A 24,084-nucleotide genomic window follows, 5' to 3' on the forward strand; every position below is an offset into this window, starting at 1 on the left:
TTCCCCCGCGCGCCGCCCGCGCATCGCGCTGGTGGCCGGCGAGGCTTCCGGCGACGGGCTGGGTGCCGGCCTCATCGCCGCATTGCGCGAACGCTGGCCCGATGCCGAGTTCGCCGGCATCGGCGGCGATGGCATGCGGCGCGAAGGCTGCCAGACCTGGTTCGACGCGGGTGAGCTGGCGGTGATGGGCCTGTCCGAGGTGCTGCGCCATCTACCCCGCCTGCTGAAGCTGCGGCGCGCGTTCCGTGATCGCGTGCTGGCCTGGCGACCGGATGTGTTCATCGGCATCGACGCCCCCGACTTCAACCTGGGCGTGGAGCGCTGGCTCAAGCAGCGCGGGATCCGCACCGTGCATTACGTCAGCCCCTCGGTCTGGGCCTGGCGCGAGAAGCGCGCGCAGAAGATCGGCGCCAGCGCCGATCGCGTGCTGTGCCTGTTTCCGATGGAACCGCCGATCTACGCCCGGCATGGCGTCGATGCGCGCTTCGTCGGTCATCCGATGGCCGACGACATGCCGCTGCAACCGGACCGCGCCGCCGCCCGGCAGGCGCTGGATCTGCCGGCCGACGCGCCGGTGCTGGCACTGTTGCCCGGCAGCCGGTTGGGTGAAATCCAGCGGCTCGCACCGCCTTTCCTGGCGGCGGCCCAGCGCGTCGCCCGCGCGGTCCCGGGACTGCGCGTATGCGTTCCGGCCGCCAACGCCGCCTGCCGCGAACTGCTGGAAACCCTGTTCGCCGATCCGCAACTGGCGGTACCGAACCTGGACCTGCTCGATGGCCGCGCCCGCACCGCGCTGTATGCAGCCGACGTGGTCCTGCTGGCCTCCGGCACGGCAACCCTGGAAACCATGCTGGCGAAGCGCCCGATGGTGGTGGGCTACAAGGTCGCGCCGATGACCTATCGCATCGTCAAGGCACTGGGGTTGCTGAAGGTGGAGCGCTATGCCCTGCCCAACGTACTGGCCGGCGAGGATCTGGCGCCGGAACTGATGCAGGACGACTGCACGCCCGACAAGCTGGCCGACGCCGTGCTGCACTGGTTCCGCGCGCCACAGGATGCCGCCGCCCTGCAGCCGAAATACCTGCACCTGCACGAGCAATTGCGCCAGGACGCTTCCGCGCGTGCCGCCGATGCCGTGACGGAACTGCTGGAACCCGCTGCCGTCCGCTAGAATCGCGCCATGCTTCCGAACGGTTCGCTGTTTCCCGCCCCCGTGTTCCGCCTGATCGCAGGCGTGGACGAAGCCGGCCGCGGCCCGCTGGCCGGACCGGTATCGGTGGCGGCGGTGATCCTGGATCCGGATCGCCCCATCGATGGCCTCAACGATTCCAAGCAACTGACCGAAGTCCAGCGCGAGGCGCTGTATCCGCTGATCATCGAGCGCGCGCTCGCCTGGCGGGTCGAATTCGTGCAGCGCGAGGAAATCGACACCCTCAACATCCTGCAGGCCACGATGGAAGGCATGCGCCGCGCGGTCCGCGCGTTGCAGCCCGCAGCTGAACTCGCTCGTATCGACGGCAACCGGATTCCCACCCGCCTGCCCTGCCCCGCCGAGGCGCTGGTGGGCGGCGATCGGCTCGATGCCGCGATCATGGCCGCCTCCATCCTCGCCAAGGTTACCCGCGACCGCGCGATGGTTGAATTGCACGCGAAGTTCCCGCAGTACGGTTTCGCCAGCCACAAGGGCTATTCCACGCCCGAACACCTGGCCGCGCTCACCCTGCATGGCCCCTGCCCGCTGCACCGCCGCAGCTTCGCGCCCGTGCGCATCGCGCTGGAAGCGCACGGCATGGCCTGAGCGCGGAGTTCCCGCGCCCACCCGCCGCCGGTCGGATGAACAGGACGCCCTGTCCTTGGTCACGCCGACTTCCAGCAGTCGAAAGGATTCCCGCAACCCTGCACGCTGTTCCCGCATCTTCTCCAGGAGCAATGCCGGCTTCCAAGGATCACGGTGACACGCACCGGCCCCCGACGGTCTCGCGAGAACTGCCATGAACCTGCATCCCAACACCCTCGCTCCGGATTCCGGAGCGCCGTCCCCCGAGCCCCGTTCCGGTCCCAGCGCCGGCAACGGCCTCTCCCTCCATCAACGCCTGGACGCGCTGGTCCGCGAGATTTGTCCGCAGGCGCCATCGCCGGGCACCGATGGTCCGGAACGAATCGCCGCACTGCTGGAAGACGCCAGTTGGGAGTGCGAACCCGAGGTGAGGGCGGGCCTGGCCACCTTGCTGGCGCGGCTCGCTCAACCCGCCGGGCAGCCGCCGGACACCCTGCCGCAGGACCTGTCCTGGCCCCGCCTGTGGCGTGAAGTCGAGGCCCACGATGACTTCCTGCGCCTGCGTGGTGTCGAGTCAAGCCTGCGGCACGAGGAGGTTGGCGCCTTCCCGTTCGATCGGCACGACTGGGAACACGCGCGCGAGGAGGAATGCGCCCTGCGCGAGCACCACCGCCAGGTCCGCGAAACCAGCTACGTGCCCGCGCAACCGGAGATGTTCCGGGTGCATTGAGCCGGCCATTTGGACGGCCCGCACCTGCCATGCGCCCCGGCAGTCCGGGCCCGCCGGCCCGGGCGCCGATGTCAAGCCTTGCCCCTCCCCACCCCCGCCGGTAACCTGCCCGGACAGTCTTCCGAGCCGGCATGTCCTCCCGCTTCGTTCATCTCCACCTGCACACCGAGTTCTCGATGGCGGATTCGATCATCCGCGTGCCCGAGAAACCGGATCAGGCCGACCCCAAGAAAGCCAAGCAGGCCAACCTGCTCAGCCGCGCGGTGGAATTGCGCATGCCGGCGCTCGCGGTCACCGATCGCAACAACCTGTTCGCCCTGGTCAAGTTCTACAAGGCCGCCGAGGCCGTGGGCATCAAGCCCATCGCCGGCGCCGACGTGCTGGTGGCCGAGGGCAACGAGACGCCATGGCCGGTGACCCTGCTGTGCCGGGATCGCGAAGGTTACCTGTCGTTGTCGCGCCTGCTCACCCGCGCGTGGATGGAGGGCCACCGCAACGACGGTGTCGCCATCGATCCGCAATGGCTGCACGAGGATCGCCAGGGCCTGTTCGCCCTGATGGGCCGCCAGAGCCACGCCGGCCGACTGGCGCTGAGCGGACGGCACGAACTGGCCGAACAGCACCTGGCCGAATGGCAACGCAGCTTCGGCGAGGATCTGCATCTCGAACTGACCCGCACCCAGCGTGACGGCGAGGAGGCGTTCAACGCCTTCGCGCTGCATGCCTCGGCCAAGCGCGGCCTGCCGGTCATCGCCAGCAACGATGTCCGCTTCCTGTCGCCGGACGGGTTCGACGCGCACGAGGCGCGCGTGTGCATCGCCTCCGGCCGCGTGCTGGACGACCCGAAGCGGCCGCGCGAGTACAGTCCCGAGCAGTACATGAAGTCGGCCGAGGAAATGGCCGCGCTGTTCGCCGACGTGCCCGACGCCATCGACAACACGCTGGCGCTGGCGCAGCGCTGCAACATCGAGATGCGGCTGGGCACCTACTTCCTGCCCGCCTATCCGGTGCCCGAAAACGAGACCCTGGACAGCTGGATCCGCAGCCAGGCCCGCGCCGGCCTGGAAGAACGGCTGGGGAAGAACCCGCTCGCCCCGGGCAAGTCCCGCGAGGACTACTTCGAGCGGCTGGAATTCGAGCTGGACACCATCATCAAGATGGGCTTCCCCGGCTACTTCCTGATCGTGGGCGACTTCATCCAGTGGGGCAAGAACCACGGCATCCCGATCGGCCCGGGCCGCGGGTCGGGTGCCGGTTCGCTGGTGGCGTGGGCGCTGAAGATCACCGATCTGGATCCGCTGCCCTACAACCTGCTGTTCGAGCGCTTCCTCAACCCGGAACGCGTGTCGATGCCCGACTTCGACATCGACTTCTGCATGGACCGGCGCGACGAGGTGATCGACTACGTCGCGCGCAAGTACGGCCGCGACCGGGTCAGCCAGATCATCACCTACGGCACCATGGCGGCGAAGGCGGTGGTGCGCGACGCCGGCCGCGTGCTGGGCTTCCCCTACGGTCTGGTCGATGGCGTCGCCAAGCTGATCCCGAACATCCTCGGCGTGACGCTGAAGGACGCGATGGGCGAAGGCAACAGCGAAATGGCTTCGCAGGAGCTGATCGAACGCTACAACAGCGAGGACGATGTCCGCGATCTGATCGATCTGGCGCGCCAGCTGGAAGACCTGACCCGCAACGCCGGCAAGCACGCCGGCGGCGTGGTCATCGCGCCGTCGCCGCTGTCGGACTTCTGCCCGCTGTTCGCCGAACACGACGAAGGCATGCTGGGCCGGAACCCGGTCACCCAGTTCGACAAGAATGACGTCGAGGAAGTCGGCCTGGTGAAGTTCGACTTCCTGGGCCTGCGCACGCTCACCATCATCGACTGGGCGGTCAAGGCCATCAACCGCCGCCACGAGCGCGCGGGCCTGCCGCCGGTCGACATCGCGACGATTCCGCTGGACGACGCCGCCACCTATCGCCAGGTGTTCGCATCCGGCAACACCGGCGCGGTGTTCCAGTTCGAATCCTCCGGCATGCGCCGGCTGCTGAAGGACGCCAAGCCCGACCGTTTCGAGGATCTGATCGCGCTGGTGTCGCTGTACCGACCCGGCCCGATGGACCTGATTCCCAGCTTCGTCGACCGCAAGCACGGGCGCGAGGAAGTCGAATATCCGGATCCGCGCACCGAAGCAATCCTGAAGGACACCTACGGCATCATGGTGTACCAGGAGCAGGTAATGCAGATGGCGCAGATCGTCGGCGCCTACTCGCTCGGCGGTGCCGACCTGCTGCGTCGCGCGATGGGCAAGAAGGTGCCGGCCGAAATGGCCAAGCACCGCGAGATCTTCCGCGAGGGCGCCGGCAAGGGCGGTGTCGACGAGAAGAAGGCCGACGAAATCTTCGACCTGATGGAGAAGTTCGCGGGCTACGGCTTCAACAAGTCGCACGCCGCCGCCTACGCGCTGGTGTCGTACCAGACCGCGTGGCTGAAGTGCCATTACCCGGCCGAGTTCATGGCCGCGGTGCTGTCCTCGGACATGGACAACACCGACAAGGTGGTCGGCTTCCTGGACGAGGCGCGCGGACTGTCGCTGACCGTGCTGCCGCCGGAGATCAACCATTCGGACTACATGTTCGAGGCGACCGACCCGCGCACCATCCGCTATGGCATCGGTGCGATCAAGGGCGTCGGCCAGGGCCTGTGCGAGACCATCGTCGCCGAACGCCAGCAGGGTGGCGAATTCCGCGATCTTCTGGATTTCTGCAAGCGGGTCGATTCCTCCAAGCTCAACCGGCGCGCACTGGAAGCGATGGTGAACGCCGGCGCGCTCGACGCGCTGGGCCGCAACCGCGCCTCGCTGATGCTGCAGTTGCCCGAAGTGCTGAAGGCCACCGACCAGTTGGCCAAGGAGCGCGCGGCCGGCCAGAGCTCGCTGTTCGGTGGCGGCGATGCCGCGCCCGCGCTGGAAGTGGTGCTGACCGAATCGGACGAATGGCCACTGAGCCAGTTGCTCAATGGCGAACGCGAGACGCTGGGCCACTATCTCAGCGGTCATCCGATGGATCCCTATCGCGAGGATCTGCGCGCGCTGGTCGGCAGCGACCTGGGCGATCTGGAAAAACTCTGGAGCAACCAGTCGCCGGGCGAAAAGAAGGGCTGGCGCCCGGAAGTCAGCGCGCTGATCGCCGGCCAGGTGGTCGGGGTGCGCCGCAAGGGCGACAGCCAGGTGTTCGTGCAACTGGAGGATGGCCGTGGCCGGATCGAATGCAGTGCGTTCTCCGACGCGATGGCCGAGTTCGGGCCGTTGCTGACCCGCGACCGCATCCTGATCATGAAGGGCGGCCTCCGCGAGGACGAGTTCAACGGCGGCTTCAGCCTGCGCATCCGCCAGTGCTGGGACTACTCGCAGCTGTGCGCGCAGCAGGCGCAGCGGCTGTCGCTGCGGCTGGACCTGCGCGAACCGGGGCTATGGTCACGGGTGGAAGCGCTGCTCGCCCGCCACCGCCCCGGCAACACCCCCCTGCGCCTGGATCTGGTGCTGCCCTCCGGCAAGTCGGCCACCGCCGGCATGCTCGACGTCAACGGCGGCCTGTCGGTGCGGGTCGATACCGAACTGGTCGACGCGCTGCGGGCCACGCCCGGCGTGCGCGCGGTCAAGCTGGCGGTGGGCCGCCCCTGGACGCAGAACCACTGAGGCCCGGTTTCCGGGCTCCAGACCGTACTGCACGGCTCGGTATGGAGGCCCTGGCTGGGATAAACTCCCCTCTTTCCGGCCCATGGCCCGCTTGATGAATCCGAACTACCTCGATTTCGAACAACCCATCGCCGATCTGGAAGCCAAGATCCAGGAGCTGCGCAACGCCAGCGCGGGGCCGGCGGTGAATGTCGATGCCGAAGTCCATGCCCTGCAGGACAAGCTGCGCGTCCGCACCGCCCAGATCTTCCGCGACCTGACGCCGTGGCAGGTGTCGCAGCTGGCCCGCCACCCGGCCCGCCCGTACACCCTGGATTACGCGCGCGTGATCTGCGACGAGTTCCAGGAGCTGGCCGGCGATCGCGCGTTCGCCGACGACAAGGCGATCGTGGGCGGCCTGGCCCGCATCAACGGGCGCTCGCTGGTGATCATCGGTCACCAGAAAGGCCGCGACACCAAGGAAAAGATCAAGCGCAACTTCGGCATGCCCAAGCCGGAGGGTTACCGCAAGGCGCTGCGGCTGATGAAGCTGGCCGAACGCTTCCGCCTGCCGGTGCTGACCTTCATCGACACCGCCGGCGCGTGGCCGGGCATCGATGCCGAGGAGCGCGGCCAGTCCGAGGCGATCGCACGCAACCTGCTGGAGATGTCGGAACTGAAGGTCCCGGTGATCTGCACCGTGATCGGCGAAGGCGGCTCCGGCGGCGCGCTCGCCATCGGCGTGGGCGATCGCACCCTGATGCTGGAATACAGCACCTACTCGGTGATCACCCCGGAAGGCTGCGCCTCGATCCTGTGGAAGTCGGCCGACAAGGCCAAGGACGCCGCCGAGCAGCTCGGCCTGACCGCCAAGCGCCTGCATTCGCTCGGCCTGGTGGACAAGGTGGTGCGTGAACCCATCGGCGGCGCCCACCGCAACCCGCGCCAGATGGCGACCCGCCTGAAGGCGGTCCTGCTCAACGAACTGGACGCACTGGAACAGATTCCGGTCGAACAACTGCTGCAGCGTCGCTACGAGCGCCTGCGCAGCTACGGGGCCTACGAGGCCGCCTGAGGGCAAACGCGATGAGCTGGCAGAAATGGATGTCTGCCCTGCTGATGGTGCCGGTGGTCGGCTACGTGACGCTGTGCCTGGGCGTATATCTGTGGGGTGCAGGCGCGCTTCCCGCCGATCGCCGACCGAACACCAGCGCGATACCGCCCTCGATGCGAGCGCAGTATCGCGCCATCCACGGTGTAGATGATGACTCGGCCATCCGCCTGGATCCGTTCACGATGCCCTGGCATCTTTTTCGGCAACCCGGAGGAACGGATGAGTTGCGGCTTCCCACCCGGGCCGGCCGCATCCTCCTGCAGCGCTCGGACCGCCCTGCGGATGGCGCGCGTCGCCTCGCCGCCGACATCGCCGCCGTGATATTCGTCAGCCGCGCCTGGTCGGTGGACGAACAGATCAGCACGGTGTTGAACGAAGCGTTCTACGGCCGAGGCGCATTCGGCCTGCGTGACGCCGCCGAGGCTTGGTACGGCCAGTTCCCGGAAACCCTGCGACCGGAAGAATTCCTGGCGCTGCAGGTCCTGGAGCGAGGGCCGTCATCCTATGACCCGGTGTGTCGCCCGGTTCGCTTCGAAGAACGCTTCCGCTTCGTATCCGCGCAGCTGAGCGTCGTGGATATCGATGCCGCGCTGGCACGTGCACGCGAACGACTGCGAGCCCTTCCTTCCGCCTGCAATGGCGTCTCCGCGCCGGCCGCCACCCGGCTCTCCATCCCCGTATCCAGCCAAGCCGCATGAGCCCAATCATCATCCTCTCGCTGATCCTCCAGGTCGCCTGCTGCGTACACGTCGTTCGCACCGGGCGGCCGCTGTACTGGGTCTTCATCCTGCTGCTGTTCTCGTACATCGCGGTGCTGGTCTACTTCATCGCCGAAGTGCTGCCGGATCTGCGCCACAACCCGTCGGCGCGCCGGGCGGCGCGCAGCGTGCGCTCGCGCATCGATCCCGAACACGAGAAGCGCAGGGCGGATCGCAGGCTGGGGCTTTCCGATACGCCGGAAACCCGCCGCCAACTGGCGGAAGAATGCCTGCGCAGCGGGGATTTCGCGCGCGCCGAGGATCTGTTCGGCAACGCGCTCAAGGGCTTGTACCGCACGGATCCGGATCTGATGCTCGGCCTGGCCAAGGCCCAGTACGGACAGGGCAAGGCACGCGAGACGCGCGCGACCCTTGATGCGCTCATCGCCGCCAATCCGAACTTCCGCTCCAGCGACGGCCACCTGCTGTATGCGCGCGCCGTGGAAGACCTCGGCGACGCGACCGCCGCCCTGCACGAATACGAAGCCGTCGTGCAGGGCTACCCCGGCGAGGAGGCGCGGGCGCGCTACGGCCTGTTGCTCAAGCGCCAGGGCGAACGGGTTCGCGCCCGCGCGGTGTTCCAGGAAATCCTGACCCGCTCCGATGCCCTGCCGAAGTACTACCAGCGCGATCAGCGCGAGTGGATCGCGTTGGCGCGCAGCGAACTGGCGAACCTGTCCTCGTCCTGATTCAAGTGGAGGATGGCAGTCCTGACTGTCGTCGCCGCGAATCCCGCTGGGTCCGCTCGGGCACGCACTGCGTCGGAATGCCCAGGGGTTCGGGCCGAACCAACAAACGGAGTCATTTCCGTTCCGGGAAACCTGGTATTCAATGACGGGTGCTCCACAACGGCATGGATACCCCCATGTTCGAAGCCATCACCCAATTGCTGGATCATTGCCTTGACCTGTTCGGTCAGGCGGGTAGCCGCCGCGCGTGGCCGATCCTGGTCGGGTTACTCCTGCTGATTTCAATCTTGTGCGCGGTGGCCTTCTGGACCTATTCCTGAGCCATGCCCGCCGCGTCACTTCCGGTGGCAAGCTTGGCGGCACATCAGCGTCCGGGTCTCGGCGTCATCCCTCCCGCGACGATCCGCCGCAGGCGCGGGTGTGCCGACGGCGCTAGGATGGGATAGCCGGCACAGGCCGGCTCACGGGGGAAAACGTGATGGACCTGTTGCATCCATGGTGGCTGGTTCCGCTCATCCTGTTCGTCCTGCCGATGGTGGTCGGCCTGTTCTACAACCGTCTGCGCTGGCACCGGAACGGAGTCAACCAGAACTGGGTTCTGGGCCTGTTCGTCAGTGTCTGCTGGCTGGCCGCCATCATCGTCATCCTGAACAAGCTGCGCTGAGCCGCGGGCCTGCCGGCTAGACTGGGTGGCATGTTCGCCCTGCCACCCGCACCCGCCGTCGTGCCGTCCCTGCTGATCGGTTTCAGCGGCGGTCTGGATTCGACGGTCCTGCTGCACCGCCTCCATGCGGACCCGGCGTTCAACGGCATCCTTCGGGCCATCCATGTCCATCACGGCCTGCAGCCGGCGGCCGACGACTGGGCCGCGCACTGCCAACACGCCTGCGATGCCTGGGAGGTGCCGTTGCGGATCGTGCGCGTGCGGGTTCCCGCCGATGCCGGACAGGGCATGGAGGCGGCTGCCCGCGATGCGCGCTATGCGGCGTTCGCCGAGGCGATGTCGCCCGGCGAGGTGCTGGTGACCGCGCATCATCTGCAGGACCAGGCGGAAACCTTCCTGCTGCGTGCCCTGCGCGCTTCGGGTGTGGAGGGTCTGGCGGCGATGCGCGACTGGCGCGCCTTTGCCGGTGGATGGCATTGGCGTCCGCTGCTGGGCACGTCGCATGCCGTGCTTGAAAGCCACGCCAGCCGGCATGGTCTGGCGTGGATCGACGATCCCAGCAACCTGCACACCGCGCACGACCGCAACTTCCTGCGCCAGCAGGTCATGCCGCTGCTGCAACAGCGCTGGCCGCATGCCGCGGCCGCATTCGCGCGCAGCGCCGCGCTGGCGCGGGAAAGTGCCGAGCTGCTCGATCGCGAAGACGCGCAGGCGCTGGCGATGAGCCGCACGCTGGATCCAGCGGCACTGTCGGTGACCGCCCTGCTCGCGCTTCCGCCCGCGCGGCGTGCCCGCGTGTTGCGCCGCTGGCTGTGCGAACGGAGCCTGCCGCCCCTTCCCGCCGAGGGCGTATGTCATATCGAGCAGGATCTGCTGGCCGCGGCGGCGGACGACGAAGCCGAATTCAGCTGGCAGGGCGCGGTCGTACGCCGCTGGCGCGATCTGTTGCATGCCGAGTCGATGCGACCTCCGCTGCCGGCCGACTGGCAAGTCGAATGGGACACGCACCAGCCCCTGCGGCTGCCGACCGGCGACCGGCTGGTCCTGGAAGGCGCGACCTGGCCGACACCGCTGCGGGCCGCCGCGCGCCTGGGCGGTGAGCGCCTGCGCCAACCTGGCCGCGCGCACAGCCAGGCGCTGAAGAAACTGCTGCAGGCCGAAGGCATTCCCCCTTGGGAACGCCGCCTGCTGCCGTTGCTGTGGGATACCGATGGCGAACTGCTCGCGGCCGGTGACCTGCTGCTGGGGGCACGCCTGGACGAATGGCTGCGCCGGCACGGAGCGAGCCTGCGCTGGGAGCGGATGGGGGCCTGAGCGCCGCGCGTTGACCTTCACGCGACGGCTCCGCACACTTTCCCGCATGGCCAAGAAAAATACCCCCGACGCGTCCCCGGTGGCGAACTTCGAACAGTCGCTGGAAGAACTCGAACGCCTGGTCGACCGGATGGAACACGGCGACCTCAGCCTGGAAGACTCGCTGGCCGCCTACGAGCGCGGCGTCGGCCTGTACCGCCAGTGCCAGGCCGCGCTGGAGCAGGCGGAAATGCGGGTCCGGCTGCTCAGCGATCCCGCCAGTCCGGAGAGCGCCGAGCCGTTCGCGCCCCTGCCCGATGGCAACTGAGGCCCGTTTCGCGGCCTGGGCCGCGCGCACCGAAGCCACCCTCGAGCAGGCCCTTCCATCCCCGGATCAAGCGCCCGGACGCCTCCACGCGGCCATGCGCCACGCCGTGCTCGGCGGCGGCAAGCGGATGCGCCCCCTGCTGGTCTACGCCGCCGGCAGCGTTTCCGGCGCGCCGGAAACGCTGCTGGACGCACCCGCCGCCGCGGTTGAACTGATCCACGCCTATTCGCTGGTCCACGACGATCTGCCGGCGATGGACGACGACGACCTGCGCCGCGGCCGGCCGACGGTGCACGTCGCCTTCGACGAGGCCACCGCCATCCTCGCCGGCGACGCCCTGCAGACGCGCGCCTTCGAGGTGCTGGCGCAGGCTTCCGCCGATGCCGATATCCGCCTGGCCTGGGTGCAGGCCCTGGCCGACGCGTCCGGCGTCGCCGGCATGTGCGGTGGACAGGCGCTGGACATCGACGCGACCGGACGCCAGCAGAGCCTTGATGAACTCGCCCGCATGCATGCCTGGAAAACCGGGGCGCTGATCCGCGCGGCGGTGCGACTCGGCGCGCTGGCCGGTCGGGCCACGCCGGATGTCCTGGTACGCCTGGACGGATTCGCCTCGTCGCTGGGCCTGGCCTTCCAGATCCGCGACGACATCCTGGACGTGGAAGGCAGCTCCGAGCAGCTCGGCAAAACCGCGGGCAAGGATGCGGCCCAGGCCAAGTCGACCTATCCAGCCCTGCTGGGCATGGACGGCGCGAAGGCGCGCTTGAACGAACTCGACGCGGCCATGCGCGACGCGTTGTCGCCGTTTGGCGAAGCCGCCGACGCCCTGCGCGTGCTTGGCGAAATGGCGGTCCGCCGCAATCATTGACGCCAGGAATGCCGGATGGGCATCGCCGTAATGAAAAAGGCCCGGTCAGACCGGGCCTTTTTCTTCGACTTGAGAACTTCGTTTACTTGATCAGGCGCAGCGTCAGCGGATAGCGATAGGCTTCGCCGTTGTTGGCCTTGATCGCGGCGATGATGGTGAACACCAGCCAGGCGATGCCGACGATCACCATCAGCGGCAGCGTGATCAGCGCGCCGATGCCCAGGGTCACGATCGTGAGCAGGAACAGTGCCAGGAAGATGATGCCGACGGTGATGTTGAAGTTCAGCGCTTCCTTGCCCTGATCGTTGACGAAGGGCATGGTGTCCTTCTTGACCAGCCAGATGATCAGCGGACCGATGAAGCAGCCGAGGCTGCCGGCCCAACCCGAGGTGACGATGCCGCCGACCAGCGCGGACAGGTGTGCGAACAGGGCCCACTGGCGCTCTTCCGCACTCGGGCTTCCCGAAGTCGGCGGCGGCGGCGGTGCGGTGACGTTCTCGAACTCGCTCATGCGTGTATCCCCATTCCTTGTTGACGTTGATGGTATGGAACAACCCCGCCCGCCACTTTCGGGGCCGCGGGGGATCCTGTCAAGACACGTCAATCGGATCCGGCAACGGTCATGCGTCCGAGCAGGATGGAACCGCAGGCCACGTGCGAACGCGGATCGACATCGTTTCCGACCGCCTCCACGCCCGCGAACATCTGCTTGAGGTTGCCGGCGATGGTGATGCCGTCCACCGGATGGGCGAGTTCGCCGTTCTCCACCCAGAACCCGGCCGCGCCGCGCGAATAGTCGCCGGTGACCGGATTGACGCCCTGCCCCATCAGTTCGGTGATGACCAGGCCACGTCCCATGCCGCGCACCAGTTCCCCGAAACCGCCGGCGTTGGCCGAGACCTGCAGGTTGTGCACGCCGCCGGCATTGCCGGTGCTCTGCAACCCCAGCTTGCGCGCCGAATAACTGCCCAGCAGGTAGCGTTCGAGCACGCCGTCGCGTACCAGCGGCGCATCGCGGGTGGCGACGCCCTCGGCGTCGAACGCGGCCGAGCGCCAGCCATGGCGCAGGAACGGACGCTCCTCGATCGAGAACCAGTCCGGGAAGATCCGCTGGCCCGCATGATCCAGCAGGAAGCTCGCCCGCCGGTACAGCGCCGAGCCGGAAACGGCGCCCAGCAAGTGGCCCACCAGCGAGCGCGCCACCTCGGCGGCGAACAGGACCGGGTACTGGCCGGTCGCGACCGTACGCGGCTCCAGCCGGGCGACGGTGCGCTCGGCCGCTTTGCGCCCCACCCGTTCCGCCGCTTCCAGCGCGGACGCGGCCAGCGCCGTCGTGTACCAGCCGTCGCGCTGCATGCCGTCGCCCTCGCCGGCGATCAGCGCGCAGCCGAGGGTGTGCTGGGTGCTGCGTTCGCGTCCGACGAACCCGTGCGAATTCGCATACACCGAAAGACTCTCCGAGCTGCCTACCGAGGCGCCGTCGGAATTGCCGATCCGCGAATCCGCCTCGCGCCCGGCGTTCTCGCAGGCCAGGGCCAGATCCAGCGCTTCGTCGGCCTGCACCGGCCAGGGATGCCAGAGGTCGAAATCGGGGAACTCCGCCGCCATCCGGTCCGCATCGGCCAGTCCGGCGGCTTCGTCATCCTCCGTATAGCGGGCGATGGCGCAGGCCTGCTCGACCGTGGCCTCCAGGCTCTCCTCGCGCAGATCCGCGGTGCTGGCGCTGCCCTTGCGCCGGCCGAAGTAGACGGTCACGCCGATGCCGCGGTCGCGGGTCGATTCGACCGTCTCGACCTCGCCCAGGCGCACGTTGACGTTCAGCCCTCGCTCCTCGCTGCAACTGACCTCGGCCTGGCTGGCGCCGCGCGCGCGGGCGGCCGCCAGCAGGCGCTGCGACAGCTCGGCGAGGGTGTCCAGCCGGGCCAGGCTGTCGTCGACGGAAACGGTGATGGCGTTCAATGGCTTATCCTTATGCGATGCAGGAAGCCGGACCTCCCGGCTTCCCCCGTGAAAGATGTCCCGGCGCGCCATGCAGGCGCCGCCGCGTGACCGGCAACCGAGATCGACCATGCGCGGACGCGACCCCGAAACCGGCGAATTCTATAGCCCCAGCCGCACCCAGCAGCGCGAGGAAGCGCTCGAGGTGCGCAGCCTGGCCGAGCAACTGGTGGCGCTGCCGCCGGCGCGCCTGGCCAAGCTGCCGATTCCCGAAGACCTGATGCCGCACATCCTGGAAACCCAGCGCATCACCTCGCACATCGCGCACAAGCGCCAGTTGCAGTACCTGGCCAAGCAGATGCGCCGCGAGGACGATGAAGTGCTGGCGGCGATCCGCGACGCGATGGACGAAGGCGGCGACGCCGCGCGGCGCGAAGCAGCGCAGCTGCATCGCGCAGAACACTGGCGCGATCGCCTGCTGGCGGACGGCGACGGCGCGCTGGGCGAGTTGCTGGAGGAGTTCCCGCAAGCCGATCGCCAGCGCCTGCGCCAGTTGATCCGCAACGCCGGCGAGGAACGCGCGAAGAACAAGCCGCCGCATGCGTTCCGCGAACTGTTCCGCGAGATCCGCGAATTGCTCGCGGAGGGCGACGACGCGCCCGACGACACGGACACCGACGAAGGCTGAGCCACGTGCCGGCGCCCGCACGGCGCCGTCCACCCGCCCGCGGTTCACGCGCGGGTGCCGCCCACCGTCAGGCCTTCGATCAGCAGCGATGGCTGGCCGACGCCCACCGGCACGCTCTGTCCGTCCTTGCCGCACACGCCCACCCCGGCATCCAGCGCGAGATCGTGCCCAACCATGCTGACCTTCTGCATGGTTTCCGGTCCGTTGCCGATCAGGGTCGCGCCCTTGACCGGCGCGGTGACCTTGCCATCCTCGATCAGGTAGGCCTCGGTGGCCGAGAACACGTACTTGCCGCTGGTGATGTCGACCTGCCCGCCGCCGAAGTTGACCGCGTACAGGCCCTTCTTCACCGAGCGGATCATCTCTTCCGGATCATGCTGTCCGGCCAGCATGTAGGTGTTGGTCATGCGTGGCATCGGCAGGTGCGCGAACGATTCGCGACGACCGTTGCCGGTGGGCGCCATGCCCATCAGGCGCGCGTTGAGCGTGTCCTGCATGTAACCGACCAGCACGCCATCTTCGATCAGCGTGGTGCAGTTGGTGGGCGTGCCTTCGTCGTCGATGTTGAGCGACCCGCGCCGGCCCGGCAGGGTGCCGTCGTCGACGATGGTCACGCCGGGCGAGGCGACCCGCTGGCCCATGCGGCCGGCGTAGACGCTGGTGCCCTTGCGGTTGAAATCGCCTTCCAGGCCGTGGCCGACCGCCTCATGCAGCAGCACGCCGGGCCAGCCGGACGCCAGCACCACCGGCATGACCCCGGCCGGCGCATCGATGGCGTCCAGGTTCACCAGCGCCTGCCGCAGCGCTTCGCGCGCCAGTTCCTCGGGGCGGCCGTCGCCCAGCAGCTCGGCATAGGAATAACGTCCACCCATGCCGGCGTAGCCGGATTCCCGTCGGCCGTTCTGCTCCACCAGCACCTGCACGTTCAGGCGTACCAGCGGACGCACGTCGGCGGCCAGCACGCCGTCGCTGCGGGCCACCAGTACCGTGTCCAGTCCGCCGGACAGGCTCACGGTCACCTGCTGCACGCGCGGATCGGCCGCACGCAGGAAACGGTCCACCGCGCGCAGCGCCTCGACCTTGGCGGCGTTGTCCATCGCGTCGATGGGATCGTCGGCGCCGTAGAGCGCGCGTCCGCCGCCCCGCACCAGCGCGCGCGGCGCATGCGCAGCGCCGTCGCGTGCGATCGCGCGCGCCGAGCGCGCGGCATCCAACAAGGCGACCGAGTTGATGTCGTCGGAATAGGCGAAGCCGGTCTTCTCGCCCGAAATCGCCCGCACGCCGACACCCTGCTCGATCGAATGCGCGCCGTCCTTGACGATGCCATCTTCCACCGTCCAGCTCTCGCGCCGGGCATGCTGGAAATAGAGGTCACCAAAATCGATGCCTGGGCCCAGCAAGGCACCGAAGGTACGGTCCAGGCCGTGCTGGTCGAGGCCGGCAGGCAGCAGAAGGCGGGTTTCGGCGAGCGTCAGGGAAGCAGTCATGGCAGCAAGGTGGGGGTTGGGGCGGGCGAGCGCAAGGCGATGCGACGCCGCGGTTCAGGGCAGGCCCGCGCGTGCGGCCGGGGATGGCGCCTGTTCACGTGATTGCTCGCGCGAAACAGCCTCCACCTTGGGTTCCTTCCACGGGCCGGTCACCCGATAAGTCTTGGCACCCATTTCGCCCAGCGGGCGCTTGAGCACCGCGTTGGCGACCGCGCCGACCGCCGCGCCCAGCGGTCCGGCGGCGACCGCGCCGACCGCGGTCAGCACATTGGCCGATTTGGGCAGTACATCCACCACCTGATCGAACTGTTCGGCACGCAGGTCGGTCGTGCCGCTGATCCGGATCTCGGCGGCGGGACCGTCAATCACCAGCGCATCGGTGCGGGCCAGGCCGTTGCCCAGGGCCACGTCGCCTTCCATCCGGTTGAACGCGAACCCCTTGGAGAAGAAGTCGCTGAAATCCAGGGTCAGCCGGCGACGCAGTTCGGCCACGCTCAACAGACCGAGCACGCGGCCTGCGCCGGGCTCCAGTTCCAGCAGATGGCCATCGCGCGCATCCACACTGGCCTTGCCATCCAGTTCGCTCAGCCGGAACGCGCCGGGGCTGCCGCGCCAGCCGGCGGTGGCCTGCACGGTGCCATGGCCGCCGCGGATGCGGCCACCGTAGCCGGCATCGGCCAGCAGCGCGCCGAAATCGCGGCTCGCCACCTTGGCCTGCAATTGGGTTCGCGCATGCGCGCCCTTCCCCAACCAGGTACCGGCCACGTCGATGTCGTGCTGCGGGGAACGCAACTGAAGTTGTTCAATCTGCATACCGGCGGGCAGTTGGCGCGTACGCAGGCGGGCGCTACCCAGTTTCGCGCTGCCGACCCGCAGTTCGTCCACATCCAGCGACAGCGGCGGAATCGCCGACGGATCCAGGTCGTCGTCGACGGGCGGTACCGGCGGCGCGCCAGGCATGCCGATCGGCGCGCCCGCATAGGTCCGGGTCGGCATCGTGGCGGTCGCGGTCGCGGTGCCGGCCGGCGATGCGTTCAGCCAGTACAGGCGCGACAAGCGTCCGACGATGGCACCACCGCGCGTCTCCGGCACCAGCAGGCCACCGGCCAGCGCGGGACCTTCCAGGGTCACCGCCAGTGCATTGGGAGCCGGTGCCAGTTGCAGGCGCGTATCGGGGAACACCGATCCGATCATCAGCAGGCGCGCGGCGGTGACATCGACATGACGCAACTTCAGGCCATCGTCGCCACCATCGCCCTCGCCGCCCTTGAACAGCGCGATCCAGTCCATCGCGTCCAGTTGCCGCGTGCGGCCGCTGACGATCAGTCCGGACGCGGGCGGAGCTTCGGCGACGTTGTCGCTGCCCAGCACCACCCGCACGCCGGTCTGCTGGCCGTTGTTGCGCGCACGCAGCGCCAGGCGCTGGCCGAACGCGACCTCGATCTGCCCGCTGCCCAGCGGCATCGAGGTGCGCACCACCGTCGGCAGCGCGGCGAATGCCGGCTTTTCCAGCGGCGCCGGCAGGCTCAGGGCCGTGCCGACCAGTTGCGAACGCAATTGCAATTGGCTCGGCGTATTGCTGGCCGCGCCCTCGGGAATGGTGACCGCGACATTCCAGTCCGAACGTCCATCGATGTAGGGCTTCAGCCAGGCCATTTCCGGCGCGCGATCCAACAGTTCCTTCGCATCCAGGCGCGCGGCGAGTTCGGCTTCGAACGCCTGCTGCGGATCCCGCGCGCCGCTGCCCGCGCGCAGCGACAGCACACCGGGCTGGCCCTGCAGCATCACCTTCATCGGTTCGGAGGCGAAACCGCCATTGTCGTAGCGCGTCGTGCCGGTGACATCGGTGAAAGCGAGATTCCAGCGCTTTTCGGCCAGCTTCGCCGCGGTCAGATCCACTTGGCCTTCCATCCGCTGGCGGGTGGGCGAGTCCTTCTTCAGCGGTTGCAGCAGATGGAAGCTGGCGCGGGTGGCGCCGGAGGCTTCCAGGTTGGCGAAGGTGTCGGCATGGGTCTTCTGCAGTGGACTCTGTCGCAGCATCGCCAGCAGCTTGCCCGCGTCGGTGTGCGTGTCGGCGTCGACGCGCAGGTTGGAGTCGCGGAAGTCAGCGATGCCGGCGCTGAAATGCTCGACCGCCACGCCGGCCAGGCTGCCGCGACCTTCCAGCGAGAACCCGTTGCCGATGAAGGCGACGTCCGCGTCCACTTGTTCCAGCGCCGGCCAGTCGCGCTGGAACTTGAACTGCCCGCCGTCGATGTGCGCGACCGCCTCGAAGCGGCCGTTGTTGCGGACGAACGGCCAATCGTCGAGATCGCCGGAAACGATGGCGCGCCCGTTGTTGACCTGGCCGCCGACCAGCGCGGCGTTGAGCCAGTCCACCGCCGCCTTCGGCATCTGGTGATGGACCCAGAAGCCTTGAGCGGCCGGCACCGGCGCCTGATCGAGATCCGCGGCCAGATCGATCCAAGGCCGCGTGCCGTCGTTCTGGAACCACAGGCCGCCACGCACCTGCGCGCCATAATTCTTGCCGCGCACCCGCAGCGCCGGGGTGCCGACACGCCAGCCGGCGCCTTCGCGCCAACCGACGATCTCGCCATCCAGGGTGACGTCGTGGACGACACCGAAGCCGCTGGGCCAATTGAACTGCAGGCGCGACGCCGGCTTCAGGCGCAGGCGCATGCCTTCGGCGTCGCCCTCGAAATCGCCGGCCAGCCCGCTCATTCCCGGCGCGTGGCCGACCGGTGCGAAACCGACCTCCAGCAGTTCGCCGCTGGCGCGCAGGCCACCCTGGCGATTGCCGGCGACCTCCACCCGCGCAAGCCGCGCGGTCGGACGTGCCTGGCCCAGCCAGCGGCGCGTGTCGTCGTCCACCCGATCGCTCAATCCCAGCACCGCGAACAGCGGCGCCGCATCCAGTTGGCGCGCGACCAGCGCGGTCTCGCGGCCACCGGCCAGCAACAGGCCATCCAGGGTCTGCATGGTCTCGCCGCTGCCGACCCGCAGCAGCGGTGCATCCAGCCGCCAGCCGCCCGGGACCAGGCGCCAGCGCAGTCTCCCATCCAGTTGTTCGAAGGCCGCGCGCGGCAACGGTCCGCCGCCCACCAGCGGCGCGCCGCGCAGCCCGAGCTTCTGCACGTGCGCCTCGGCGGTGACCATCACCACGCGATGCCGGTACAGGGACATCCAGCCTTGCAGCTGCCCGCTGCCGGAATCGGCCACCACACCCGCGTAGCGCAGCAGCGGCGACCACACGCCGATGTCGGCGGCGGTCACCTCGGCGTAGGCGTGGCCGTCGCCCTTGCGACGATTGAAATCGACGGCGACATTGAGCGGCGCGCTGCCCGCGCGGATATGCGCGCGCGCGCCGACCCGCACGCGATCGCCATTCACCCGCAGGCGCATGTCGATGTCGGGTACCCGCAGTTGCCAGCCAATGGACGGCGCGTCGATGTCCAGGCGGCCGTCGATGATCTGCAGTTCGCCCAACCCCTCCAGGCTGGACAGCGGATCCCCGCCCGGCTGCTGCTGCCCGGGCAGGCCGCGCACCGACCAGGTGCCGTCGTCGGCGCGCTGCAAGGTCAACGACAGGCCGCGCAGGCGCAGTTCGGTGAACGATCGGCCCGGCAGCAGGCCACCGTACATCGACACCAGCACCTCGGCCTGGCCGATGCGGACGCCACCCTCACCCTCGCCGATCCGCAGCCCATCCAGTTGCAGCAGCGGCCCGCGCCGGGTCCACTGGGTCTGCACCCGATCGAACGTCACCGGTCGCCCGGCACGCTCGCTCAACCACGCCGCGACGCGCTCGGGATGGCGTTCGGCCAGCGGCAGCACCTGGCTGGCGATGCCCAGCACCACGGCCATGCACACCAGCACGATCGCGACACCGTAAACGGCACCACGTCGGGCCAGGCGCAGGCGACGGCGCATCGGGGTAGGCATCAGGCTTTTGCCGGGAATGGGGAATCGGGAATCGGGTGTCGGCAAAGCGAACTCCGCACGGCCGTTGTCTTCCGCGCGTGGAAATCGTTGCCGTTCAAGCGCGGTGCGCTCTCACGATTCCCGATTCCCCATTCCCGATTCCCGTCAAAGCAGCACGACATCGAACTGCTCCTGCAGGTATTGCTCGTCGGCCTGGAAGCGGATCGACTTGCCGAGGAATTCCTCCAGTTCGGCCACCGACTGCGATTCCTCGTCGGTGATGCGCGCCACCACCTTGGGCGATGCGATCACCAGCAGGCGCGCGGCCTCGAACTGGCGCACGGCGCGGGTGATCTCGCGGAAGATTTCATAGGTGACGGTTTCGGCGGTCTTGATGCTGCCGCGGCCGCCGCATTCCGGGCACGGTTCGGACAACTGCCGCTCCAGGCTCTCGACCGTGCGCTTGCGTGTCATCTCCACCAGCCCCAGCGGCGAGAACTCGTACACCGTGGTCTTGGCGTGATCGCGCGAGAGCGCCTTCTCCAGCGTGCGCAGCACCTGGCGGCGGTGCTCGGGATCGTCCATGTCGATGAAATCGATGATGATGATGCCGCCCAGGTTGCGCAGGCGCAGTTGCCGCGCGACCGCCTGCGCCGCCTCCAGGTTGGTGCGGTAGACGGTTTCCTCCAGGTTGCGCTGGCCGAGGAAGGAACCGGTGTTCACGTCGATGGTGGTCATCGCCTCGGTCTGGTCGATGACCAGGTAGCCGCCGGACTTCAGCGGCACTTCCTTGTCCAGCGCGCGGCCGATTTCGTCCTCCACCCCATACAGATCGAAGATGGGACGCTCGCCGCTGTAGTGCTCGATGCGCTCGGCCAGCACCGGCATGTACTTGGCGGCGAACGCCTGCAGCCGCTCGCTGGTCTCGCGTGAATCCACCCGTACCTTCTCGACATCGCGCCGCATCAGGTCGCGCACCGCGCGCAGCGGCAGGGTCAGGTCCTCGTAGATGCAGGTACCCACCGCGGCATCGCGGCTGCGCTGTTCCACCAACGCCCAGACCCGCGCCAGGTAGGAAATGTCCTCGGCCAGCGCCTCGGCCGGCTGGCCTTCGGCATTGGTGCGGATGATGTAGCCGTGGCCACCATGCGCGGCGGCCAGATCGGTCACCAGCGACTTCAGGCGCTGGCGTTCGGCTTCGTCCTCGATGCGCGCCGACACCCCCACCACCTTGGACTGCGGCAGCAGCACCAGGTAGCGCGAGGGAATGCTGATCTGGGTGGTCAGCCGCGCGCCCTTGCTGCCGATGGGATCCTTGACCACCTGCACCACCACGTCCTGCCCGTCGCGCAGCAGGTCCATGATGGGCACCGACGGCGGCGGCGGCAGCGGCGTCTCCACCGCCTCGCCGTTGGCGACCGGCGCGGGGCGCACGATGTCGTTCGCGTGCAGGAAGGCCGCGCGATCCAGGCCGACCTCGACGAACGCCGCCTGCATGCCCGGCATCACCCGCTGCACCTTGCCCTTGTACAGGTTGCCGACCACGCCGCGACGCCAGCCGCGCTCGATGTGCAGTTCCTGCAGCATGCCGTTCTCGATGACGGCCACGCGGGTTTCGCGGGGGGTGACATTGACCAGGATTTCTTCGCTCATGTCACCGTCCGATGGAAGGAAAAGAAGAGGACCGGCGGCGGGCGGCCAGCGCCGCGCCTGCCGTCATGCCAGCACCCCGAACCCACGCAGCAGGCGGGCGGTCTCATGCAGGGGCAGCCCCATCACGCCCGAGAAGCTGCCCGAAAGCCGGGTCACGTATTGTTCGGCGCGGCCCTGGATGCCGTAGGCCCCGGCCTTGCCCATCGCCTCGCCGCTGGCGACGTAGGCGGCGATGTCCGCGTCCGAAAGCTCGGCGAAGCTCACCTCGGAAACGGACACCGCCTGCTCCTCGCGGCCTGCATCGACCACCGAGACCGCCGAGATCACCTGATGGGTCCGGCCCGACAGCCTGCGCAGCATGGCGACCGCGTCGGCGGCATCGGCCGGCTTGCCGAACACCTCGTCGTCCAGGATCACCTCGGTGTCCGCGCCCAGCACCACCGCGCCCGGGACGGTCATCACCTTCAGCAGTCCGGCCCCGGCCTTTTCCCGCGCCACCCGGCGCACGTAATCTTCGGCGGACTCGCCTGGCTGGCGGTGTTCGGGGATATCCAGATCGATGCGCCCGAAGGTCAGCCCCAGGCGGGTCAGGAGTTCGGCGCGGCGGGGGGATTGGGAGGCCAGATGCAGCATCGGGAAAGAATAACCTGAGGCGACTGACTGAACGCCCGTTGAGCGTTCCCGTGGACGGCCAAACCCGATTCGACTCACAACGCGTTCATCGTGTACTGAACACGCTTCACTCCCACTGGCCCTCGGGCCACCGACGCATACCAAGGAGATCCCATGCGCCACCACCCGCTCCGCCCGCTGCTGCTCGCCCTGTCCCTGGCCCTAGGAACCGTCACGATGACCGCCCAAGCCCAGACCGCCCCCGGTTACGCCGTACCCGCCGACGGCACCCTGCTGAACGTTTCGGCGCAGGCCGAGGCCTCGCGCGTGCCCGACGTGGCGACCCTGTCCGCCGGCGTGGTCACCCAGGCAGCCGACGGCAACGCCGCCATGCGCCAGAACGCCGAGCAGATGGCCAAGGTGGTTGCCGCCATCAAGGCCGCGGGCATCCCCGAGAAGGACGTCCAGACCAGCGGCATCAGCCTCAACCCGCAGTACCGCTATGCCGAGAACGAACCGCCGAAGATCACCGGCTACCAGGCCAGCAACACGGTCAGCCTGAAGGTCCGCGACATCGCCAAGCTCGGCAAGGTGCTGGACGCGCTGGCCGCGGTCGGCGCCAACCAGATCAACGGTCCCAGCTTCGAGATCGACCAGCCCGAGCCGGTCTATGACGAAGCCCGCCTGGCCGCACTGAAGAAGGCCCAGGCCCGTGCCGAGACCTACGCCAAGGCGCTCGGCCTGCGGGTCCGCCGCATCGTCAGCATCTCCGAGGGCGGCGGCGGCTTCCGCCCGGTGCCGATGATGACGATGGCGATGGACGCCAAGGCCGGCAGGATGGAGTCCACCCCGGTGTCCCCGGGTGAAACCACCCTCTCGGTCAATCTGGACGTGGTGTTCGAACTGGGCCGCTGAGCCCCGCCGCTCCACTCCAGGCAACGGCGCCTCCGGGCGCCGTTGTCGTTTCCGGCGTCCGGAACGGCATTCGACCTTGGTCGCCCCCCTCTTGCGGCCACCACACGGCGGAGTACAGTCTGGAGCTGCGGCGCGGGGGCGTTGCAACCCCACTCCTCGCGGCCGAGCGTTGTTCCTGTCACAGCCCTTCAGGAGGTGGACCATGGTTCGCGCACTACCCTTCCGCACCCCGACCCGTCTGGACATCGGCCGCATCCTGGCCATCGCCGCGGCCATCGCCCTGCACGTGTTCGCCCTCCTGCTGCTGCTGATGCCGATGGCGGCGCCGCAACTGGTCCCGGCCGTCGCGCCCAAACCCGTCATCCGCTGGATCGAACGGGAAAAGCCGATAGAACCGATTCCCGTGGAGATCACCAGGAAGCAGCCGGTGACCGAAACCAAGCCGCAGCCGTCTCCCCGGGTGCAGCCGAAGGAAACCACGCCAATCACCGATACACCGGTCATCGTCGATGGCGGTACCGAACCGGCGGTAGCCACGCAGACCAGTGAGAGCGTGACGGACGCGGTGGGGCCGGTGGTTCCCAGTGGCCCGATCGCCGCCAGCCACCTGGAATACATCAGTGCGCCCGCCCCTCGCTATCCGCCGGAACTGGTCCGCACCGGTTTCACCGGCACCGTGATGCTGCGCGTACTGGTGGACGTGGATGGCACACCGCTCGAGGTCACCATCGAAAGCAGCAGCGGCAATCGCAAGCTGGATCGCGATGCCAGCCAGCATGTGCTGAAGAAATGGCGCTTCAAGCCCGCGCTGCAGAATGGTGTCGCGGTGAAGGCCTACGGCATTGTGCCGATTGCTTTTACGTTGCAGTAGCGATTGAAACTCCGCTTAAAAAAGGCCCGCTCCAGCGGGCCTTTTCTTTTCTCATTGTTCGATAACAAAAGAAAATACAAAGCAAAGCCTCCATCCATATGTAA

At 68.3% G+C, this 24,084-nt stretch carries 20 protein-coding genes and 1 pseudogene; 15 read left to right on the top strand and 6 right to left on the bottom strand.

Going from position 1 to position 24,084, the window contains the following annotated elements:
* Window position 1 precedes the first annotated feature (1 nt).
* From lpxB to FG323_RS05800, 12 genes and pseudogenes are all read left to right on the top strand, one after another.
* Window positions 2-1,171, top strand: a pseudogene (lpxB, locus tag FG323_RS05750) (lipid-A-disaccharide synthase); the annotation flags it as partial.
* 9 nt (window positions 1,172-1,180) lie between these two features.
* Entirely contained in the window at window positions 1,181-1,798 is a 618-nt protein-coding gene (gene rnhB, locus FG323_RS05755; RefSeq protein ID WP_141453567.1) for a ribonuclease HII, read from the top strand.
* Window positions 1,799-1,991: 193 nt separating this feature from the next.
* Window positions 1,992-2,507, top strand: coding sequence for a hypothetical protein (locus FG323_RS05760; RefSeq protein WP_141453568.1), 516 nt, complete (start codon window positions 1,992-1,994; stop codon window positions 2,505-2,507).
* 131 nt (window positions 2,508-2,638) lie between these two features.
* Complete coding sequence (gene dnaE / locus FG323_RS05765) at window positions 2,639-6,202, top strand: DNA polymerase III subunit alpha (RefSeq protein WP_141453569.1); 3,564 nt, start codon at window positions 2,639-2,641, stop codon at window positions 6,200-6,202.
* Window positions 6,203-6,296: 94 nt separating this feature from the next.
* Window positions 6,297-7,256, top strand: coding sequence for an acetyl-CoA carboxylase carboxyltransferase subunit alpha (locus FG323_RS05770; protein WP_141453570.1), 960 nt, complete (start codon window positions 6,297-6,299; stop codon window positions 7,254-7,256).
* A 44-nt stretch (window positions 7,257-7,300) separates the two neighbouring features.
* Window positions 7,301-7,993, top strand: a complete 693-nt coding sequence (locus FG323_RS05775) for a transglycosylase domain-containing protein (RefSeq protein ID WP_181444096.1) — start codon at window positions 7,301-7,303, stop codon at window positions 7,991-7,993.
* Complete coding sequence (locus FG323_RS05780; RefSeq protein ID WP_141453572.1) at window positions 7,990-8,742, top strand: tetratricopeptide repeat protein; 753 nt, start codon at window positions 7,990-7,992, stop codon at window positions 8,740-8,742. The genes FG323_RS05775 and FG323_RS05780 overlap by 4 nt, the downstream gene beginning before the upstream one ends.
* A 176-nt stretch (window positions 8,743-8,918) precedes the next feature.
* Entirely contained in the window at window positions 8,919-9,062 is a 144-nt protein-coding gene (locus tag FG323_RS19615) for a hypothetical protein (RefSeq protein ID WP_181444097.1), read from the top strand.
* A 158-nt stretch (window positions 9,063-9,220) separates the two neighbouring features.
* On the top strand, window positions 9,221-9,406 hold the full coding sequence (locus FG323_RS05785; RefSeq protein WP_141453573.1) for a hypothetical protein: 186 nt from the start codon (window positions 9,221-9,223) through the stop codon (window positions 9,404-9,406).
* A gap of 30 nt (window positions 9,407-9,436) precedes the next feature.
* On the top strand, window positions 9,437-10,720 hold the full coding sequence (tilS, locus tag FG323_RS05790) for a tRNA lysidine(34) synthetase TilS (protein WP_141453574.1): 1,284 nt from the start codon (window positions 9,437-9,439) through the stop codon (window positions 10,718-10,720).
* Between the two features lie 46 nt (window positions 10,721-10,766).
* Window positions 10,767-11,027 carry an exodeoxyribonuclease VII small subunit gene (locus FG323_RS05795; protein ID WP_141453575.1) on the top strand — a complete coding sequence of 87 codons (261 nt, stop codon included), beginning with the start codon at window positions 10,767-10,769 and terminating at the stop codon, window positions 11,025-11,027.
* On the top strand, window positions 11,017-11,895 hold the full coding sequence (locus FG323_RS05800) for a farnesyl diphosphate synthase (RefSeq protein WP_141453576.1): 879 nt from the start codon (window positions 11,017-11,019) through the stop codon (window positions 11,893-11,895). Before FG323_RS05795 ends, FG323_RS05800 begins: the two co-directional genes overlap by 11 nt.
* An 82-nt stretch (window positions 11,896-11,977) precedes the next feature.
* On the opposite strand, the gene FG323_RS05805 is transcribed toward FG323_RS05800, so the two are convergent.
* Both FG323_RS05805 and pmbA read right to left on the bottom strand, forming a co-directional pair.
* Complete coding sequence (locus tag FG323_RS05805; protein WP_141453577.1) at window positions 11,978-12,406, bottom strand: DUF4870 domain-containing protein; 429 nt, start codon at window positions 12,404-12,406, stop codon at window positions 11,978-11,980.
* A gap of 89 nt (window positions 12,407-12,495) precedes the next feature.
* A complete protein-coding gene (pmbA, locus tag FG323_RS05810) occupies window positions 12,496-13,854 on the bottom strand; it encodes a metalloprotease PmbA (RefSeq protein ID WP_255470050.1) in 1,359 nt (452 codons plus the stop codon).
* 109 nt (window positions 13,855-13,963) lie between these two features.
* Here pmbA and yjgA point away from each other — a divergent pair, with 109 nt between their 5' ends.
* Complete coding sequence (gene yjgA / locus FG323_RS05815; RefSeq protein ID WP_141453579.1) at window positions 13,964-14,521, top strand: ribosome biogenesis factor YjgA; 558 nt, start codon at window positions 13,964-13,966, stop codon at window positions 14,519-14,521.
* A gap of 44 nt (window positions 14,522-14,565) precedes the next feature.
* On the opposite strand, the gene tldD is transcribed toward yjgA, so the two are convergent.
* The 4 genes from tldD to FG323_RS05835 form a co-directional block, all read right to left on the bottom strand.
* A complete protein-coding gene (tldD, locus tag FG323_RS05820) occupies window positions 14,566-16,008 on the bottom strand; it encodes a metalloprotease TldD (RefSeq protein ID WP_141453580.1) in 1,443 nt (480 codons plus the stop codon).
* A 54-nt stretch (window positions 16,009-16,062) separates the two neighbouring features.
* Window positions 16,063-19,950 (bottom strand): YhdP family protein, encoded by a 3,888-nt coding sequence (locus tag FG323_RS05825; protein ID WP_141453581.1) that lies wholly within the window; start codon window positions 19,948-19,950, stop codon window positions 16,063-16,065.
* A 144-nt stretch (window positions 19,951-20,094) separates the two neighbouring features.
* A complete protein-coding gene (gene rng, locus FG323_RS05830; RefSeq protein ID WP_141453582.1) occupies window positions 20,095-21,582 on the bottom strand; it encodes a ribonuclease G in 1,488 nt (495 codons plus the stop codon).
* Between the two features lie 63 nt (window positions 21,583-21,645).
* Complete coding sequence (locus FG323_RS05835) at window positions 21,646-22,215, bottom strand: Maf family protein (protein ID WP_141453583.1); 570 nt, start codon at window positions 22,213-22,215, stop codon at window positions 21,646-21,648.
* 153 nt (window positions 22,216-22,368) lie between these two features.
* Between FG323_RS05835 and FG323_RS05840 the strand changes: the two genes are divergently transcribed.
* The gene (locus FG323_RS05840; protein WP_141453584.1) at window positions 22,369-23,109 is read left to right on the top strand and encodes an SIMPL domain-containing protein; all 741 of its coding nucleotides are present in this window, start codon (window positions 22,369-22,371) and stop codon (window positions 23,107-23,109) included.
* A 202-nt stretch (window positions 23,110-23,311) separates the two neighbouring features.
* Window positions 23,312-23,980, top strand: a complete 669-nt coding sequence (locus FG323_RS05845; protein WP_141453585.1) for an energy transducer TonB — start codon at window positions 23,312-23,314, stop codon at window positions 23,978-23,980.
* Window positions 23,981-24,084 lie beyond the last annotated feature (104 nt).

Source organism: Pseudoxanthomonas sp. z9 (assembly GCF_006542425.1).
Classification (GTDB): Bacteria; Pseudomonadota; Gammaproteobacteria; order Xanthomonadales; family Xanthomonadaceae; genus Pseudoxanthomonas_A.